We start from the raw sequence: 18031 nt of genomic DNA, 5'->3' as shown, positions 1-18031 counted from the left end.
AGGACAGAATAATAAATGAGAAAAGTATATATGAACCGGGAACTGTCGTGGCTGAAATTTAATGAACGTGTTTTGGAAGAGGCGGAAAATAAAAAAGTGCCGCTCTGTGAAAGACTGAATTTTGCAGCAATCTATCAGAGCAATCTTGATGAATTTTTTATGGTGCGTGTGGGATCGCTCGTAGATCAGATGCTTTTGAAAAAAGATATCCGTGATAATAAAACAAATCTTACACCGGAGGAGCAGATCAAAAAGATCCTTGCGGAAGTCGGAAAACTGAACCGTCGCAGAAATGTCGTTTACGATGAAATCATGGAAGAACTGGAAGAATATGATATCTGCATCACGGATTTCAAGAAGATGAATGAAAAAGAAAGCGAATACGTTAAACGCTATTTTCAGGGTGAAATCGCACCGATCATTTTCCCGACGATCGTGGCAAAAAGACAGCCATTTCCATTTCTGCGAAATAAAGAAATCTATGCAGTCGTAGTGCTGGAGACAAAGAGCGGAAAAGAGAAGCTGGGTATCATTCCATGCAGCAGTGGTATGTTCAAACGTCTGATAGAACTTCCCGGCAAACGCGGCACTTATATTCTGGCAGAAGAAGTGATTCTCCATTATATGCCGGAAATTTTTAAAGGTTATCGTGTAAAAGCAAAATCACTGATCCGCATCACCAGAAATGCAGATATTGACGCAGATGCACTGTATGACGAAGATCTGGATTATCGTGATTTTATGGTGGAAGTGATCAAACAGAGGAAAAAACTGGCTCCGATCCGTCTGGAATTGTCACGGGAAATGGATGGTGAAGTGATCAGTACTCTGTGTCATTATTTGGATCTTGACCGTGACTATGTTTTCTATAATGAGGGACCGCTGGATCTGTCATTTGTCTATGAAATCCAGGATAAACTGCGTTACGTGCCGGAACTGTTCTATCAAAAACGGATTCCGCAGAAATCTGTGCAGTTTGAAGAAGGCAGACCGATTCTGGATCAGATTCTGGAGGGGGACAAATTTTTATCTTATCCGTATGACAGCATGAAACCGTTTCTTACGATGCTGCATGAAGCTGCAAACGACAAAGATGTCCTTTCCGTAAAAATGACGCTCTACCGTGTGGCAAAACAGAGTAAAGTGGTGGAAGCTCTGATCGAGGCAGCGGAAAATGGCAAGGAAGTGCTGGCACTTGTAGAATTAAAGGCAAGATTTGACGAGGAAAATAACATCGAGTGGTCAAGAAGGCTGGAGCGTGCCGGATGTCATGTGATCTATGGGCTGGATGGATTTAAAGTACATTCCAAACTGTGCCAGATCACCAGAAAAGCCGGCGATGAAGTGCAGTATATCACGCAGATCGGAACAGGAAATTATAACGAAAAAACAGCGTGCCTTTACACAGACCTTTCCCTGATGACAGCCGATACAGAGATCGCAAAAGAGGCGAGAAGAGTTTTCCAGGCACTGGCGATGGGAGAAATCGTAGAACACACAGACAAATTGCTGGTAGCACCGCTCTGTCTGCAAAATAAAGTGCTGGCGATGATCGATGATGAGATTGCAGCTGCACTTGCCGGAAAAGATGCTTATATCGGGCTGAAAATGAACGCACTTACTGACAAAAAGATCATAGACAGGCTGATCGAAGCTTCCTGTGCCGGAGTAAAGATTGATCTGATCATCCGCGGTATCTGCTGTCTGATCCCGGGCGTAAAAGATGCAACGGAAAATATTCGTGTGATCAGCATTGTAGGAAGATTTCTGGAACATTCGAGAATTTATATTTTCGGAAGTAAGGGAAGAGAGAAAGTTTATATTGCGTCAGCCGATTATATGACGCGAAATACCTTAAGACGTGTGGAAGTCGCAGCTCCTGTCTGCAATCCGGCAATCAAGGAACGTCTGCTTGAGATGTTCCGGATCATGTTAAATGATAATCAGAAGGCCCGCCATGAGGATTCAGAAGGAAATTACAGAATCCCGATGACGATCGAGCGTCCGGTGGATGCTCAGGAAATCTTCTATCAGCAGGCGTATGAAGCAGCAGCGTCAAAAAACGTGTGACGGCGACTGTTTTGCGTTTATAATAGTCTTATTTTCAGGTATGATAAATGTAAAATGTATCTGCTCACGACAAATTCCCCGCCGCAGGGCAATGGACGCAATGTGCTCCATCTGGACTGCCATGCGGAGGCATTTCGGCATAAAAAAAAGACACCGCAATTTTGCGGTGTCCTTTTGTATAAGCTTTTGAAAAGTTTGATTTCGGCAGTCTTATTCTTATTTCTGAGGACCAGCGGAAACCAGAGCTTTACCGGCAGCATTTCCTTCGTATTTAGCAAAGTTCTTGATGAATCTGTCAGCCAGATCTTTTGCTTTTGTTTCCCATTCGGAAGCATCAGCGTATGTGTCACGTGGGTCCAGGATAGCTGGATCAACGCCTGGCAGTTCTGTAGGAACTTCGAAGTTGAAGTATGGAATTGTCTTTGTTGGAGCATTCTTGATATCTCCGTTCAGGATAGCATCGATGATACCACGAGTATCTTTGATGGAGATACGTTTGCCTGTTCCGTTCCATCCTGTATTTACCAGGTATGCTTTTGCACCGCTCTTTTCCATTTTCTTAACCAGTTCTTCTGCATATTTTGTAGGATGCAGTTCCAGGAATGCCTGGCCGAAGCAAGCTGAGAATGTCGGAGTCGGTTCTGTGATACCACGTTCTGTACCAGCCAGTTTAGCTGTGAAACCAGACAGGAAGTAGTACTGTGTCTGAGCTTCTGTCAGGATAGATACTGGAGGCAGTACGCCGAATGCATCTGCGGACAGGAAGATTACGTTCTTCGCAGCCGGTGCAGAAGAGATCGGGCGAACGATGTTCTGGATATGGTCGATCGGGTAAGATACACGAGTATTTTCTGTTACGCTCTTGTCAGCGAAGTCGATCTTGCCGTTTTCGTCCAGAGTAACGTTCTCAAGCAGAGCGTTACGTTTGATTGCATTGTAGATATCCGGTTCGGATTCTTTGTCCAGGTTGATAACTTTTGCATAGCATCCACCTTCGAAGTTGAATACGCCGTTGTCATCCCAGCCGTGCTCGTCATCACCGATCAGCAGACGTTTCGGGTCTGTAGAAAGAGTTGTTTTACCTGTTCCGGACAGACCGAAGAAGATTGCTGTGTTTTCACCGTTCATGTCAGTGTTTGCGGAGCAGTGCATGGAAGCCATGCCTTTCAGCGGCAGGAAGTAGTTCATCATAGAGAACATACCTTTTTTCATTTCTCCGCCGTACCATGTATTTACGATAACCTGTTCTTTGCTTGTGATGTTGAACATAACAGCTGTTTCAGAGTTCAGACCCAGCTCTTTGTAGTTCTCAACTTTTGCTTTGGAAGCGTTGTATACAACGAAATCCGGCTCGAAGTTTTCCAGTTCTTCAGCAGTCGGTTTGATGAACATGTTTGTTACAAAGTGAGCCTGCCAAGCAACCTCAACGATGAAACGGATTGCCATACGGGTGTCTTTGTTGGCACCGCAGAAAGCATCTACTACGAACAGTCTCTTGTTAGACAGTTCTTTGATAGCCAGTGCTTTTACAGCATCCCATGCTTCCTGAGTAGCCGGATGGTTGTCGTTTTTATATTCATCTGTTGTCCACCATACAGTGTCTTTGGAATTCTCATCTTTTACGATAAATTTGTCTTTCGGAGAACGACCTGTGTAGATACCAGTCATAACGTTGACAGCACCCAGTTCACTTTCCTGGCCTTTTTCAAAGCCTTCCAGAGTAGGTTTTGTCTCTTCTTCGAACAACATCTCATAAGATGGATTGTACACGATCTCAGTAGTTCCAGTGATGCCATACTTGCTTAAATCAATTTTTGCCATCTGATTAACCTCTTTTCTTTTATACTTAAAGTTAAAGAAATGATGCCCACTTCTCTATCATCATTATACATATTTACCCGGCAAAATCAATAAAAACTTTCTGAACTTTTTGCTGAAAATGTATGAAATCTGCTGTTTATGAATGAGTTTGAACGAATAACAGCAAAAAAAGCGGGGAAAAAACGCCAGATCATGCACGAGAGTTGCTCAGTTTTGAACGTTTAGTCAGGCGAACATATAAATAGAATATTTTTTTCATGTGAAAATTATATAATGATGCCAGGGTCAAAAGGTCTAAATGTCATTCCTGCCTGTACGGGAGTGATTATGTGGCTCAATTTGTGGTAATTGTGTCTTGCACAGTTTGAGAAAGTACTTTAAACTTAGCAGATGTAAAAATGAATATTAGGAGGTAAAACAAATGGCACTGAATAATATAGGAAATATGATGAAGATTATGAATGCATGGAATATATTTAAAAGAAACCACCCGAAGTTCCCGGCATTCTGCAATGCAGTTTCCAAACGGGCTTTAAAGGAGGGCAGCATCATGGCGATCACGGTTACCACACCGGATGGCGAAAAGATTGAGACGAATCTGAGAATAAAGGCAGAGGATCTGGAGCTTTTGAAGGAACTGACCAACTGACAGAGTGCGAAAGAGGATTGTGAATGTCCGCTTTGCATCAAAGACTGAGATTGCTCAGGGTTTCTGAAAAAGGAGTGAAAATAAAATATGAATGATATAAAGCGGCTGGCAGGATATATCGGGTCATATAAAAAAGATATGATGCTTGGTGCTTTGATGGTAATGATCGAGACAGCGTTTGAGCTTGTCATTCCGATCATGATTGCGGATCTGATCGATGTCGGGGTGGCAAACCACGATCTTGCCTATATTTATTCCAAGGGCTTTCAAATGGGGATCTGTGCACTTCTGGCTCTGGTGACGGGGCTTCTGTATGCACGGTTTGCAGCGAGGGCTTCTTATGGATGGGGAGCGAAGATCAGGGAGGCAGAATATGCAAAAGTGATGCAGTATTCTTTCTCAAATCTGGATCATTTTGATACCTCGTCTCTGATCACGCGAATGACCACGGATGTCACGGTTCTGCAGAATCTGATCAATTCCGGCTTCCGTCCGGTGACGAGAGGGCCGTCGCTTCTGATCCTCGGCATCGGTCTTTCTTTCTGGATGAATCCGAAACTTGCCATTGTTTTTCTGGTGTGTACGCCGGTTCTTGGCATTGTTTTATTTCTGATCGTCCGGAAAGTGGCTCCTATGTATACAAAGCTTCAGACAATCGTTGACCGTCTGAACCATGTTGTGCAGGAGAGTGTGACAGCGATCCGTGCGGTCAAGGCGTTTGTCCGCGGAGAGTACGAAGAAGAAAAATTTGATGCAGTAAATACAGATCTGAGTGTTTCAAGTGAACAGACTTTTCACTATGCGGTGCTGAATCTTCCGGCATTTCAGGTTGTCATGTACAGTGCAATCGTACTGATCATGTGGTTTGGCGGAAATATGATCTTAAGCGGTAGTCTTAAGGTTGGTGATCTGACCGGATTTTTAAGTTATGTCATGCAGGTTGTCAACGCTCTGATGATGATCGCAAATGTTTTTCTGCTGCTGACGAGATCTCTTGCCAGTGCACATCGTATCGCAGAAGTGCTGGATGAGAGGATTGTTCTGAAGTCTCCGGAAAACGGGGTACAGAAGGTCAAAGATGGAAGCGTGGATTTTGAACAGGTATCTTTTAAATATCACAAAGATGCGAAAGCGTATGCACTGTCAGATGTTGATCTGCACATCAAGGCCGGGCAGACAATCGGTGTGGTTGGTGGAACCGGAGCCGCCAAAACGACGCTCGTGCAGCTGATCCCGAGGCTTTATGATGCGACCTGCGGCACGGTGAGAGTTGGCGGTGTGGATGTAAAAGCATATGATCTTCATGCACTGCGGGCGGCAGTCGGAATTATTCTGCAGAAAAATGAGCTTTTTTCCGGAACGATACGTGATAACCTGAAATGGGGCGATTCGGATGCAGATGACGAAAAAATCTGGCATGCATGCCGTGTGGCATGTGCGGATGAGTTCCTGGAGCGTTTTCCGGACGGACTGGACACCATGCTTGTGCAGGGAGGAAATAACCTGTCCGGCGGGCAGAAACAGAGACTCTGTATCGCAAGAGCACTTCTTGCCAATGCGAAGATCCTGATCTTTGATGATTCTACCAGTGCAGTCGATACGGCGACGGAAAAGAAGATCCGCAAAGAGCTGGAAAAACTTGGCGATGTGACAAAAATCATCATTGCACAGAGAATTTCTTCTGTGATCCATACGGATCGGATCGTGATCCTGGATGACGGTAAGATCCATAATATCGGAACGCATGAACAGCTTCTTAAGGAGGATGCAATTTATCAGGAAATTTATGCTTCTCAGATGAAAGGAGGAAACAGCGATGGCATCGAAAACGAAGAATGTTAAACGGCCGGAAAATATGCAGCACACACTGCGGATTTTTGTTTCTTATCTTGGACGGCATAAATTTATGCTTCTGATCGTCAGTATTCTGGTAACGGTAAGTGCCCTTGCAAACCTTCTTGGAACTTACATGATACGTCCGGTTGTCAATAATCTTGCAAACGGGGATCTGCATTCACTTGCCATCGGAGTGCTTGTGGCAGCCGGCATTTTTGCCATCGGAGCACTGGCAGCCTGGGGCTATTCTCAGACGATGGTAAAAGCTGCCCAGCAGGTTGTTTTTGATATTCGAAGAGATTTGTTTGCACATATGCAGACACTGCCGCTTCGCTTTTTTGACCAGAAGCGACACGGCGATATCATGAGTCTGTTCACAAACGATATTGATACAATCGCAGATGCTCTCAATAACAGTTTTGCGATGGCAATCCAGAGTTTTATCCAGATGATTGGAACCCTTGTGATCCTATATATCCTGAACTGGAAACTGTCGCTGATCGTGACGGTCTGCTATGGCATCATGTTCTGGTATATGAAATTCAGCGGAGCAAAAAGTAAGGTTTTTTATGCGAAACAGCAGCAGAGCCTTGGTGAGCTGGACGGCTATATTGAAGAAATGGTCAGCGGTCAGAAAGTAGTTAAAGTCTTTAATCATGAACAGGCAAGTCTTCAGGAATTTCTGGAGAAAAATGAAAAACTGCGAAAAGAAGGAACCGGTGCACAGTCTTATGCGGCAACGATGGTTCCGGTAGTCGTAAGTATATCTTATATTAATTATGCAATTGTGGCAGTTCTCGGAGGAATTCTGGCGATGCGTGGGATGGCGGATGTCGGAAGTCTTGCAAGTTATCTGGTATTTGTGCGTCAGGCGGCACTCCCGATCAATCAGTTTACACAGCAGAGCAATTTCCTGCTCTCCGCACTTGCCGGAGCAGAGCGGGTGTTTGATGTGATGAATCTGGAGCCGGAAGTGGACGAAGGGGATGTGACGCTTGTCAATGTCAGAAAAGAAAATGGCATCCTGAAAGAATGTCAGGAAAAGACCGGAAAATGGGCATGGCGTTCAAAAGATGGAGAACTGACAATGCTTCGCGGTGATGTCCGTTTTGAAAATGTTGATTTTGGTTATACGAAAGAGCATATGATCCTGAAGAATATCAGCCTGTATGCAAAACCGGGACAGAAAATTGCTTTTGTCGGATCGACCGGAGCCGGAAAAACCACGATCACCAACCTGATCAACCGCTTTTATGATGTGCAGGGAGGAACGGTGGTTTACGATGGAATTGATGTGCGAAAGATAAAGAAAGATGCACTGCGACACTCTCTTGGCATCGTGCTTCAGGATACGCATCTGTTTACCGGAACCGTAGCGGATAACATCCGCTTTGGAAAACTGGATGCAACGCAGGAAGAGATCGAGAAGGCGGCACGCATTGCAAATGCACACTCTTTTATCAGACGACTGCCAGATGGTTACGATACCATGGTGACGGCAGATGGGGCAAATCTTTCCCAAGGACAGCGGCAGCTTCTGGCGATCGCAAGGGCAGCAGTAGCCGATCCGCCGGTTCTGATTCTTGATGAGGCGACATCCTCTGTTGATACACGAACCGAAGAACTGATCGAAAAAGGCATGGATCAGCTGATGGAAGGAAGGACCGTGTTTGTCATCGCACATCGATTAAGTACCGTGCGAAATGCCAATGCGATCATGGTACTGGAGCAGGGGAAGATCGTCGAGAGAGGGGATCATGCAGAACTGTTGGAACAAAGAGGGAAATATTATCAGCTTTATCATGGAATGTTTGAGCTGAGCTGAAAGTTATAGGTTTTTCTTTTTCAGTGCAGAAAATGAAAGGAAAATGTTATAGAGTGCCGGACGCAAAAAGACAGGGCACGTGACACGCATCGTTTCCTGTTCGATTTGTGCCGTCTATGATCCGCCGTTCGCTGGAACTCGCAGCTTCGCTGCTCAGACACCGCTCGGCGGCGGAAACTATAGTAATCCTCTTAATTAGTGCAAATGCCACATGAACGAAACCACCCTTTACAATCATTTGTGCTTACAGCTCCTAAAGCCGCTTTTACAGCTTCAGGTAGTTCAGATGCAATACGGATTTTCCTCTTTCTGAGAATGGATTTCATTTTTGACCACATTTTTTCAATAGGGTTTAAATCCGGACTGTATGGTGGCAAATACATATAGGAAATACCAGCTTTATCCAAAAGTTTTGTCACTATTTTGGCATGATGAGAACGCATATTATCCATGATTACAACATCGTCTTTTTCAAGGCTCGGTATCAATTGTTCTTTCATATATTCACAAAATCGCTCTGCAGTTGTTCCACCTTGATATGTAGTATATACCAGACTGCCATTCAGACGAATAGATGACAAAACGGTTGTTCCGGCAGGCGTATTTATTGGGGTAGCGTCAATGGCACGTTTCCCATGTACTGCATGTGCATAGTGTCTTGTGAAATTTGTATTAATACCGCTTTCATCCAGATATATTTGATGTTCTGGATTTGCACCAGCTATATTTTTTGTCCATGTTTTGCGTTTTATCTGCACATCGGGGACGCTCCTGTTCTTTTGCATGCAAAGACTTTTTCTTATAAGTATAACCTTGTTTTATCAGAAAACGTCTGACGGCTTCGTTGCCTACTGGTAAATGGAGGATTTCGATAATCTCATTCATTGTGATATCCGGTTGTTTTTGTACAAGTTTCAGAATATCCTGGTGCTGCTTTTCTGTAAGAATTGGTTTCCGTCCTCTCAGATGCGTTCTGGTTTCATAACTTCCAGTGTGTGCGCGTGCTTCTACAAGGCGGTATATGGTACTTTCATTTACTGAAAAATACTTTGCAATTTCCTTGGCATTGTGAGTTTTATCCCAAGCCTCCAATACCAGTTTTCTAGCTTCATTGTGTAGCATACTATCATCTCCTACACTATATTTTATCACTCCTGTAAAGAGATTGCATTATTTAAGAGGATTGCTATAGACACAAATCTCACGACGGAAACTTGCTACCGTCACTGTACCTCTGTCTTTTTTGCTGTCTGGCACAATCTACATTTCATATCTTTTCTTTTTTACTGCATTGAAAGAAGAAATAGCCTCCGGCGGATTGCAGAGGTGCACATTAAGAAAATCTCTACCGTAAATTTTATTTGCCGTTCTGAAAATATATCTGCTCTTCTTTTATCGGGGAATAGCGAATCAGTTCTTTTGCTTCCAGATTTTCTTTATGCATATCAACGGCACTGATCTGATGATTATCATACGTCGTGTAATAATAAATCCCTTTATCGGCATTGCAGCAGGAGGTGTAGATCGTGATTTCATATTTTCCTTCGGCAACTTCGCAGCAGCCTCTGCTCTGTTCCACGGAACCTAAAATATGGAAAAACTGGCTTACACTGGAAGCTTCGCTTTCATCAGAAATAGCGTGCATTTTGGTGAATGCCACGCGGATGAAACGCGACTGAGAGGAGAGGTCTCCCGGAAGTCCGAGTGCTCCCATGCCGCGGCTGTAAGTGTTCAGGTTTAATTTATCGGAGAAATGATTCTCCGGTGATTTGGCGGAAAGCTGCATATAATTGTTGAGCTGAAACAGCTGCATGTCAAACGGTGGATTGTTGGTCAGTACACCGACCGGGTTGTCATAAATTTTCATACCATCTGCAACACATTCTACGGTGATGCTTTCGCTGCGGTCAGCGATCAGCCAGTGCAGGCTGGATGAAGGAAACTGGTCGCTGAACGGTGTGTCACATAAATTCATGCGGCCAAGAAAGCTCCTTACTTCTTTTACGGTGGCACACTGTCCTAAAATCCATGGAATAAATTCAAAAGATGCGATATTTTCTTCTGAATCAGAAAGCGGCTGGTAATGAGCATTTCCGACAAAATTCAGTCCTGCCATGCCAAGTCCTTTTTCGTTGATGGCATCGTAATAGAGCGGATAATTGTCGGCACAGCATGCCATGCCAATCAGTGCATAGTGATTTTCCAGTGTTTTTGTGTGGCGGAAAACGAAAGGATAGTTTCGTGGTGTAATGATGATCTCATCACCATAGGAAAATTCATAGTCTAAAGTACGTCCGAAATAAAAATCTTTTGTTTTATAAGTTGCTGCGGTACACATATTCAATTCCTCCAATATCATACATTTTGATGTGTGAAAAATTCAGAGCATCTCATTTTTTAAAACAAATTCGTTTTTGTGAAAATCTAAGATCCCTTCTTTTTTCATACGAGAAAGTTCTTTTGACAGGGCACTGCGATCCAGATTCAGGTAGTCTGCCATTTGCTGCCGGTCGAACGGAATCTGAAAACGATGGTTGCCGTGTTTCCGGGACTGTGCGGACAGATAGGTCAGCAGTCGGCTGCGAACTGTTTTTGAAGAAGTGCAGAAAATCCGTTCTGAGAGCATCAAATTTTTTCGGCTGCACATTGCAAGAAGGCTGCGTTGTATTTTCAGATACCAGGAAGAAGTGCAGTTTTTTTCCTGTAAAACTTTCAGATTCAAAAAAAGAATTTCGCAGTTGCTGGCGGCAACGGCATCTACCATCATCGGTTCCCGGCACAGGGCATAGGTTTCTGCAAAAATATGTCCTTCATTCATATTTCCCAGAATGCTCTTATTTCCCCAGAAATCAATGTTTTCTACATTTACGCTTCCGGATAAAACAATGCCGATTTCAGAAACAGTGGAACCGGTAGAAAATATAATATCATTCTTTTTGTAAGAAGCCGTCCGCAGACAGCCGGAAGTCTTCATTTGTTCCAGTTCCTGATCGGAAAGGCTCTGAAACAGAGGCAGTTCTAAAAAGTTCATAAAGTCTCCTGTCAGGTAAAAACAACAGTATGCGGAAAAATAGTACTGTTGATATTTAACGGTATTTTGATTGTGATTCAGTGGTTATAACCACCGATTTTTCTCAGATGTTATGTTAGGATCAGGTCAAAGTCAGGCAGAGATTTTAGACCGGAAAAAATGGTTTGACAGAAAATCTGCTGGCTTTGTTCAGCATCATACTACACGGAAAACAGAAAAGCAAGGGGCACTGTGAAGGTATGGACAGTGATTGAAAAAAATTGCTGTCTGCCCGGCAGTGAAAAAAAGATTTCAGGTGTGATTATTAGGAGGTAAAGAACAGCTAAATAAAACTTATAAAAGTATATAAACAACTGTTGAATTTTATGGGTTATTAGTATAGAATAATATTGAAAGGAAGTGATGCTTTGAGTAAATATTATTCTATACATGAATTTTCAAAAATTATAGGTGTATCTGCACAAACGTTGCGAAATTGGGATTCTAACGGAAAACTTCATCCGCATCATACTACAACAAGTGGATATAGATATTATTCTGATGAACAGCTCAGCCAAGTAATGAATGTAAAGCCTAGAAATCGCATTACAATCGGATATTGTCGTGTTTCAAGTCATAAGCAAAAGGATGATTTAGAACGACAGATTGATAATGTGAAAACATATCTTATGGCAAAAGGACAACCGTTTGAGATAATAAGTGATATTGGTTCTGGCATTGACTACAAGAAAAAAGGACTTCGGGAACTAATCAAACGCATTTCTCAAAATCAGGTTGAAAAGGTTGTTGTTTTGTATAAAGACAGGCTTTTACGTTTTGGTTTTGAGTTGGTAGAATATATAGCTTCGCTATATAACTGTGAAATTGAGATTATTGACAATACTGAAAAATCTGAGCAACGAGAACTCGTTGAAGATTTAGTACAAATAATCACAGTATTCAGTTGTAAGCTACAAGGAAAACGAGCGGATAAAGCTAAGAAACTTGTTCAAGAATTGATACAGGAGGAAGAAAATGATGGTAAAAGCCGTAAGGGTAATGTTAGAACCTAATAATGTACAACAAACTAAAATGTTTCAATATGCAGGTGCGGCAAGATTTGCTTATAACTGGGCTTTAGCCAAGGAAAAGGATAACTATGAAAAAGGTGGCAAGTTCATTTCGGATTCAGAGCTTAGAAAAGAATTTACAAGGCTTAGGAATTCTGCTGAATACGCGTGGCTACAAAATGTTTCCAATAATGTAACCAAACAGGCAATTAAAGATGCTTGCATAGCCTACAAAAACTTTTTCAAAAGTTTGCAAAAACATCCGAGATTCAAGTCTAAAAAGAAATCAACGCCTAAATTTTATCAGGACAACATTAAAATACAGTTTAGTGACACTCACGTTAAATTTGAGGGATTTTCTTCTAGCAGGAAAGCTAACAAACAAAAGCTGAACTGGGTAAGACTTGCAGAACATGGACGTATTCCCACAGATGCTAAATATATGAATCCGAGAATATCCTTTGACGGATTAAACTGGTGGATTAGCGTATGCGTGGAATTTCCAGACTGCAAGAAAAATCTAAATAATGATGGTATAGGAATTGATTTAGGAATTAAGGATTTGGCTATTTGCTCTGATGGCAACACATACAAGAATATTAATAAAAGCCAAGTAGTTAAAAAACTAGAGAAATGCAGACGCAGGTTACAGCGTAGAGTTTCTCGAAAGTATGAGAAAAATAAGAAAGGAGTAAGTTACTGTAAAACTAAAAATGTAATCAAAAACGAAAAACGTTTGCTTAAAGTGAATCATAGATTAACAAATATTCGTAAAAACTATTTAAATCAGACCACATCTGAAATCGTAAATCGAAAACCAAGATTTATTTGTATCGAAGATTTAAACGTTAGTGGAATGATGAAGAATAGACATTTATCCAAAGCGGTTCAGAATCAGGGATTCTTTGAATTCAGAAAACAGCTTGAGTACAAATGTAATAACAATGGTATTCAGCTCATTGTAGCTGATAGATTTTATCCATCGTCAAAACTTTGTAGTTGTTGTGGAAATATAAAAAAGGATTTGAAATTATCTGACAGAATTTATAAATGTGAATGTGGAAATGTTATAAATAGAGATTTTCAAGCATCACTAAACCTAAAAGCTTATGGAGAAAAATTTGCAAGCTAACAATGAAACGTTAATGCAAATATGTACGGATACGTTAATTCGGAATTTACGCCTATGGAGAGTACAAGAACTTGTGAGTAGTATCTGTTTCGACAGTACAAAAGCATACTCATTGAAGTAGGAATGAAACATAAAGGTTTATAACTTTTTATAAGTTTTCAGTAACGGAATATAGATAAATGATAAGAAAAATTATTGAGATAAACGAAGAAAAATGCAATGGATGTGGTTTATGTGCGAAAGCCTGTCATGAAAATGCGATTGGTATGGTAAATGGAAAGGCAAAATTATTGCGGGATGATTATTGTGACGGACTGGGAGACTGTTTGCCGACCTGCCCAACCGGAGCGATCACGTTTGTTGAGCGGGAAGCAGCGGCATATGACGAAGCAGCTGTGGAAGCAAATAAGAGAAAAAAGAACAGACAGTGGCCGATCCAGATTCAGCTTACGCCGGTCAATGCCCCTTATTTTGACGGGGCAGATCTTTTAATCGCAGCAGACTGTACTGCGTTTGCATACGCAAATTTTGCAAAAGAGATCCAGAAGGGAAAAATCACGCTGATCGGATGTCCGAAACTGGATCCGGTTGATTACAGTGAGAAACTTACGGAAATCCTGGAACAGAATGATGTGAAAAGTGTGACAATCATAAGGATGGAAGTGCCATGCTGCGGCGGAATTCAAAATGCAGCTGTGACAGCAATGAAAAAAAGTGGTAAATTTATACCATGGCAGGTGCTTACAGTGTCGGTAGAGGGAGAAGTTTTATGAAAAGAGCAGTTTAAAATGTTGCTGGTCGTTGTGTTCTAGGCATCGTCTTCATCGTGAGATTTGCTGCCGATTACACCGGCAACCACAGCAACCACGCAGGAAACGATCACAGCCGCAAGGACGGCGATAGAGATAATAGCAATGATCATATAAATTCCACCTTTCTTTTCGGTTTGAGAATGGTAATGCCAGAGATAAAGTACCTGATCGTCTTTTGACCCTGTCATCAGTGGAATTATTATAGCACAAAATCAGAAAAAAAACAGTGAAAACTTTACAGGAAAGAAAGAGAAGTGCTATAATGAGCAAAAATGACAATGGGATAAAAAGTTTTATCCAGGAATGATGGGAGGATTTAAAAATGCAGTTAGAAGCATTAAGAAAAGACATGGTAGCAGCTATGAAGGCAAAAGATAAAGAACGCAAGGAAGCAATTTCTTCTCTGGTTTCTGCAGTAAAAAAAGCAGCGATCGATGCCGGATGCAGAGATGATATTCCGGAAAGCATGGTTGATCAGGTAATTCTGAAAGAACTGAAAACAGCAAAAGAACAGATCGATACCTGTCCGGACTCCCGGCAGGATCTTAAAGCAGAATATCAGTTCCGTTACGATGTGATCAAAGAATATGCACCGGCTCAGATGAGTGCAGAAGAGGTTAAAGCTTACATTCAGGAAAAATTTGCCGAGGTCGTTGCTACAAAAAATAAAGGCATGATCATGAAAAATGTAATGGCAGATATGAAAGGAAAAGCAGACGGAAAAGTCATCAACCAGGTGGTTGCAGAACTCTGCAAATAATCATTCATGGAAAAAAACAAAACAAAAAAAGCAGCAGTCTGTCCGGTGGCGAAAAAATGCGGCGGCTGTGAATTTCAGGGAATGCCTTATGCAGAACAGCTCAGGCACAAAGAAAAACGTGTGCGGATCCTTCTGGATTCTTTTGGAAAAGTACATCCGATCATCGGAATGAAAGATCCGTATCATTACCGCAATAAAGTGCATGCTGTGTTTGACCGTGACCGCAGAGGCAATGCGATTTCCGGTGTTTACCAGAAAGGCACACACAAGGTTGTTCCGGTGGACTCCTGCATGATCGAGGATCAGAAAGCAGATGAGATCATCGTCACGATCCGAGGACTTCTGAAATCTTTTAAAATCAAAACGTACGATGAAGATACACAGTATGGGCTTTTGCGTCATGTGCTGATCCGGCGCGGATTTTCTACCGGAGAGATCATGGTCGTGCTCGTCACGGCATCGCCGGTATTTCCATCCAAGAACAATTTTGTCAAAGCACTGCGAAAAGTTCATCCGGAGATTACGACGGTCATTCAGAATATCAACGACCGGGGAACCAGCATGGTACTTGGAACACGAGACGTCGTTCTCTATGGAAAAGGATTTATCGAAGATAAACTCTGTGGCTGCACGTTCCGCATTTCTGCACAGTCGTTCTATCAGGTCAATCCGGTACAGACGGAGATCCTCTATCAGAAAGCAATCGAAGCGGCGGGGCTGACCGGAAAAGAAACCGTGCTCGATGCGTACTGTGGGATCGGCACGATCGGTCTGATCGCGGCATCAAAGGCAAAACAGGTGACCGGCGTAGAACTTAATAAAGAAGCTGTCCGTGATGCCATTAAAAATGCAAAGCGAAATCAGACAAAAAATATCACTTTCTACTGCGAAGATGCCGGAGAATTTATGCTGAAAATGGCTGCAGAAGATCAGCAGCTGGATGTTGTTTTCATGGATCCGCCGCGCAGTGGCAGCAGTGAAGTATTTCTGGATTGCCTTGCAAAACTGGCACCGAAAAAGGTGGTTTATGTTTCCTGTAATCCGGAAACGTTGGCAAGAGATCTTCGCATTTTAAAGAAAAAAGGCTATCAGATGCAGGAGGCCTGGCCGGTTGATATGTTTCCGTTTTGTGATCATGTTGAGACGGTCTGTTTATTATCATGTAAATAAGCGGTTTTACAGGCTTTTATGAGTGGAGTTCAGTCTATTTGCCACCCATTTGCCACCGTAATTTTTAAAATCATCACTGAACAAAGAAAAGGGAGTGAACACGCTGAACAATCAGAGGATTCACTCCCACTATTTTTATTTATGACGTTTTTGCTTGTGTGATTTTTTCAAATAGATCAATATGAGGGACTTTAGGAATTTCTTTTTTATATCAGAGCATGAACGACTGGGACGAGAAAAAAACAGTTCGCAGACAGTATTTTCTTTGAATTATGTCGATGGTATTTTAGATGGAAGGTATGATTTGGAAGATAATAAATCTGCAAGAATGTACCATTTTATTGTTAAGTTGCTGAAAGGATATTTACCACCAGACAAAGATGTACTTGACTATTTCTTTATGTTTTCAGATGTATCGAAAAGAAGATACAAAGGTGTTACATCGAATTTTATTGATGAAGGCATTTACTGGCAGTTAAATGAAATGCACATAACAGGCAAGCTGTCGAGGGTTATTAAAGATATTGATAAACTTAAGAAGAAGCTCCTTAAAGATACATATTGGAACGATGAAATGATAAAAAATGATATCGCAACAGGATTTACAAGATATGTTGGGGCATTTGACTTCCAAGGTGGAAAACTGATAGCAATGGTTGAGAAAGAAGATAATGCGAGATGTATTGGTGATTTGCTTGTAGCCAACTTAGATAAAAAAAGAGGAATGGTAGCATTAAATATCGAAACTGGTGCATATGAAATTCAGTATATAAGAGAGCTGACTTCGGAGGAAGTGAATATGATATTCAGCGGATTTCATATTGTAGATGTTGCATATCGTATAAGTGTCGAAAAGTACTTTTAAGTAAAGTGCATGCAAGGAAAAAATTGAGGTGATATACTATGAGAACTTATAAAAAGAGAATTATTACAGATGTTGTGAGCGTTGGCATGCTGCTTTTGGCGGTTGGATTAATCTTGCTTATGCACAGATATATGGGAGATGTAAAGTCAATTTATCTTCCAGAGGCAAAAACAACGGGAATGCCATTTAATATTGGATTCAGGTGGTCAGTAATTCTCGGAATGATTGGCGTAATACTGATTCAAGTGGTTATGTATGTGTGGACTTATTGCAATAAAAATTGGAAACTTTTTACCTGGGCAACGGGAATATGGATATACTCAGCCATAGTGTTTGAGTATGTGTCATCGTCCAGTAAATTGGGTTTCTTCTTTATATTGAGAGATAATCTGCAATATAGCAATCCGGATATTATATATTCCGTTTGGGCGAAAGCTAATATGCTTGTATATGCAATATTGTTTGTTATAGGGCTTATATATTTATCAAAGTGGCTATTTGGTACAAATGAAAAATCGCCAACTACACCGAAGGTGCGAAAGTTTGTTTCTGTTATTTTTATTATTTTAGGGACATTAATTCTGGTCGTAGAAACATATAAAAATTCCTGGTATTTAATATCTTGCATTGTTGCAAGCATGGTATCTTGGAGATTATTGAGCAAACTAGAAAAAGTATGTGAACCATATATGGATGAAGAAATTTCAAGATAAATGGCTTCCGTCATTTTCCCAGAATGTTGACTGCTTTTTTTAACACATCAAGTGCATCTTGGGCATCACGTAATTCACGTCTGAGACGGGCAATTTCCTTCTGCTCATCAGATGCATAATTACCAGAACCACGAACAGGAATATCACCTGATTCCCGGAAGTCTTTCAGCCATTTTGTTAATGTGCTGTATCCGATGCCAAGATTTTCTGCACATCCACGTACTCCGAGATCTTTGTGATCCCGATAGTACTGGACTGCATCAAGTTTAAATTGTTTGTCATGTTGCTTTGCCATATG

16 protein-coding genes and 1 pseudogene are annotated in these 18031 nt (G+C 41.7%); 11 read left to right on the top strand and 6 right to left on the bottom strand.

Annotated elements, in window-relative coordinates; genetic code table 11:
• The first annotated feature begins 15 nt into the window (after positions 1-15).
• The gene (gene ppk1 / locus ACLTL4_RS06085) at positions 16-2070 is read left to right on the top strand and encodes a polyphosphate kinase 1 (protein ID WP_412291139.1); all 2055 of its coding nucleotides are present in this window, start codon (positions 16-18) and stop codon (positions 2068-2070) included.
• Between the two features lie 216 nt (positions 2071-2286).
• Here the strand turns inward: ppk1 and pckA are convergent, their stop codons facing one another.
• Positions 2287-3891: a phosphoenolpyruvate carboxykinase (ATP) gene (gene pckA, locus ACLTL4_RS06080; protein WP_147632804.1), complete on the bottom strand. Its 1605-nt coding sequence runs from the start codon at positions 3889-3891 to the stop codon at positions 2287-2289.
• Positions 3892-4312: 421 nt separating this feature from the next.
• On the opposite strand from pckA, the gene ACLTL4_RS06075 reads away from it, so the two are divergent.
• The 3 genes from ACLTL4_RS06075 (at position 4313) to ACLTL4_RS06065 (ending at position 8201) form a co-directional block, all read left to right on the top strand.
• Positions 4313-4540, top strand: coding sequence for a hypothetical protein (locus ACLTL4_RS06075; RefSeq protein ID WP_022119908.1), 228 nt, complete (start codon positions 4313-4315; stop codon positions 4538-4540).
• An 87-nt stretch (positions 4541-4627) separates the two neighbouring features.
• Positions 4628-6382 carry an ABC transporter ATP-binding protein gene (locus ACLTL4_RS06070; protein WP_412291141.1) on the top strand — a complete coding sequence of 585 codons (1755 nt, stop codon included), beginning with the start codon at positions 4628-4630 and terminating at the stop codon, positions 6380-6382.
• Positions 6357-8201 carry an ABC transporter ATP-binding protein gene (locus tag ACLTL4_RS06065; RefSeq protein ID WP_412291142.1) on the top strand — a complete coding sequence of 615 codons (1845 nt, stop codon included), beginning with the start codon at positions 6357-6359 and terminating at the stop codon, positions 8199-8201. The genes ACLTL4_RS06070 and ACLTL4_RS06065 overlap by 26 nt, the downstream gene beginning before the upstream one ends.
• Before the next feature lie 191 nt (positions 8202-8392).
• On the opposite strand, the gene ACLTL4_RS06060 is transcribed toward ACLTL4_RS06065, so the two are convergent.
• From ACLTL4_RS06060 to ACLTL4_RS06045, 4 genes are all read right to left on the bottom strand, one after another.
• A complete protein-coding gene (locus ACLTL4_RS06060; protein WP_412290759.1) occupies positions 8393-8959 on the bottom strand; it encodes an IS630 family transposase in 567 nt (188 codons plus the stop codon).
• The gene (locus ACLTL4_RS06055) at positions 8886-9323 is read right to left on the bottom strand and encodes a transcriptional regulator (protein WP_412290758.1); all 438 of its coding nucleotides are present in this window, start codon (positions 9321-9323) and stop codon (positions 8886-8888) included. The genes ACLTL4_RS06060 and ACLTL4_RS06055 overlap by 74 nt, the downstream gene beginning before the upstream one ends.
• 235 nt (positions 9324-9558) lie before the next feature.
• Positions 9559-10539 carry a choloylglycine hydrolase gene (bsh, locus tag ACLTL4_RS06050; RefSeq protein WP_173867010.1) on the bottom strand — a complete coding sequence of 327 codons (981 nt, stop codon included), beginning with the start codon at positions 10537-10539 and terminating at the stop codon, positions 9559-9561.
• A gap of 42 nt (positions 10540-10581) precedes the next feature.
• Positions 10582-11232 (bottom strand): Crp/Fnr family transcriptional regulator, encoded by a 651-nt coding sequence (locus ACLTL4_RS06045; protein WP_412291144.1) that lies wholly within the window; start codon positions 11230-11232, stop codon positions 10582-10584.
• Positions 11233-11639: 407 nt separating this feature from the next.
• On the opposite strand from ACLTL4_RS06045, the gene ACLTL4_RS06040 reads away from it, so the two are divergent.
• The 7 genes and pseudogenes from ACLTL4_RS06040 (at position 11640) to ACLTL4_RS06010 (ending at position 17733) form a co-directional block, all read left to right on the top strand.
• Positions 11640-12284, top strand: a complete 645-nt coding sequence (locus ACLTL4_RS06040; protein ID WP_173896948.1) for an IS607 family transposase — start codon at positions 11640-11642, stop codon at positions 12282-12284.
• Complete coding sequence (locus ACLTL4_RS06035; RefSeq protein WP_412320331.1) at positions 12250-13413, top strand: RNA-guided endonuclease InsQ/TnpB family protein; 1164 nt, start codon at positions 12250-12252, stop codon at positions 13411-13413. Before ACLTL4_RS06040 ends, ACLTL4_RS06035 begins: the two co-directional genes overlap by 35 nt.
• A gap of 179 nt (positions 13414-13592) precedes the next feature.
• The gene (locus tag ACLTL4_RS06030) at positions 13593-14186 is read left to right on the top strand and encodes an ATP-binding protein (RefSeq protein ID WP_412291145.1); all 594 of its coding nucleotides are present in this window, start codon (positions 13593-13595) and stop codon (positions 14184-14186) included.
• A 361-nt stretch (positions 14187-14547) separates the two neighbouring features.
• Positions 14548-14985 (top strand): GatB/YqeY domain-containing protein, encoded by a 438-nt coding sequence (locus ACLTL4_RS06025; protein WP_173867070.1) that lies wholly within the window; start codon positions 14548-14550, stop codon positions 14983-14985.
• Positions 14986-16155, top strand: a pseudogene (rlmD, locus tag ACLTL4_RS06020) (23S rRNA (uracil(1939)-C(5))-methyltransferase RlmD); the annotation flags it as partial.
• Between the two features lie 304 nt (positions 16156-16459).
• Positions 16460-17020 (top strand): hypothetical protein, encoded by a 561-nt coding sequence (locus tag ACLTL4_RS06015; protein WP_412320329.1) that lies wholly within the window; start codon positions 16460-16462, stop codon positions 17018-17020.
• Positions 17021-17058: 38 nt separating this feature from the next.
• On the top strand, positions 17059-17733 hold the full coding sequence (locus tag ACLTL4_RS06010) for a hypothetical protein (protein ID WP_215659118.1): 675 nt from the start codon (positions 17059-17061) through the stop codon (positions 17731-17733).
• A gap of 10 nt (positions 17734-17743) precedes the next feature.
• Here the strand turns inward: ACLTL4_RS06010 and ACLTL4_RS06005 are convergent.
• Positions 17744-18031 (bottom strand): transposase (locus ACLTL4_RS06005; protein WP_412320328.1); only part of this gene is annotated, 288 nt, incomplete at its 5' end.

Origin of the sequence: Hominisplanchenecus sp., assembly GCF_046967715.1 — a bacterium.
Lineage (GTDB): Bacteria > Bacillota > Clostridia > Lachnospirales > Lachnospiraceae > Hominisplanchenecus > Hominisplanchenecus faecis.
Note: the sequence above shows the minus strand (reverse complement) of the source record. Positions and strands in the feature narration are given on the sequence as shown.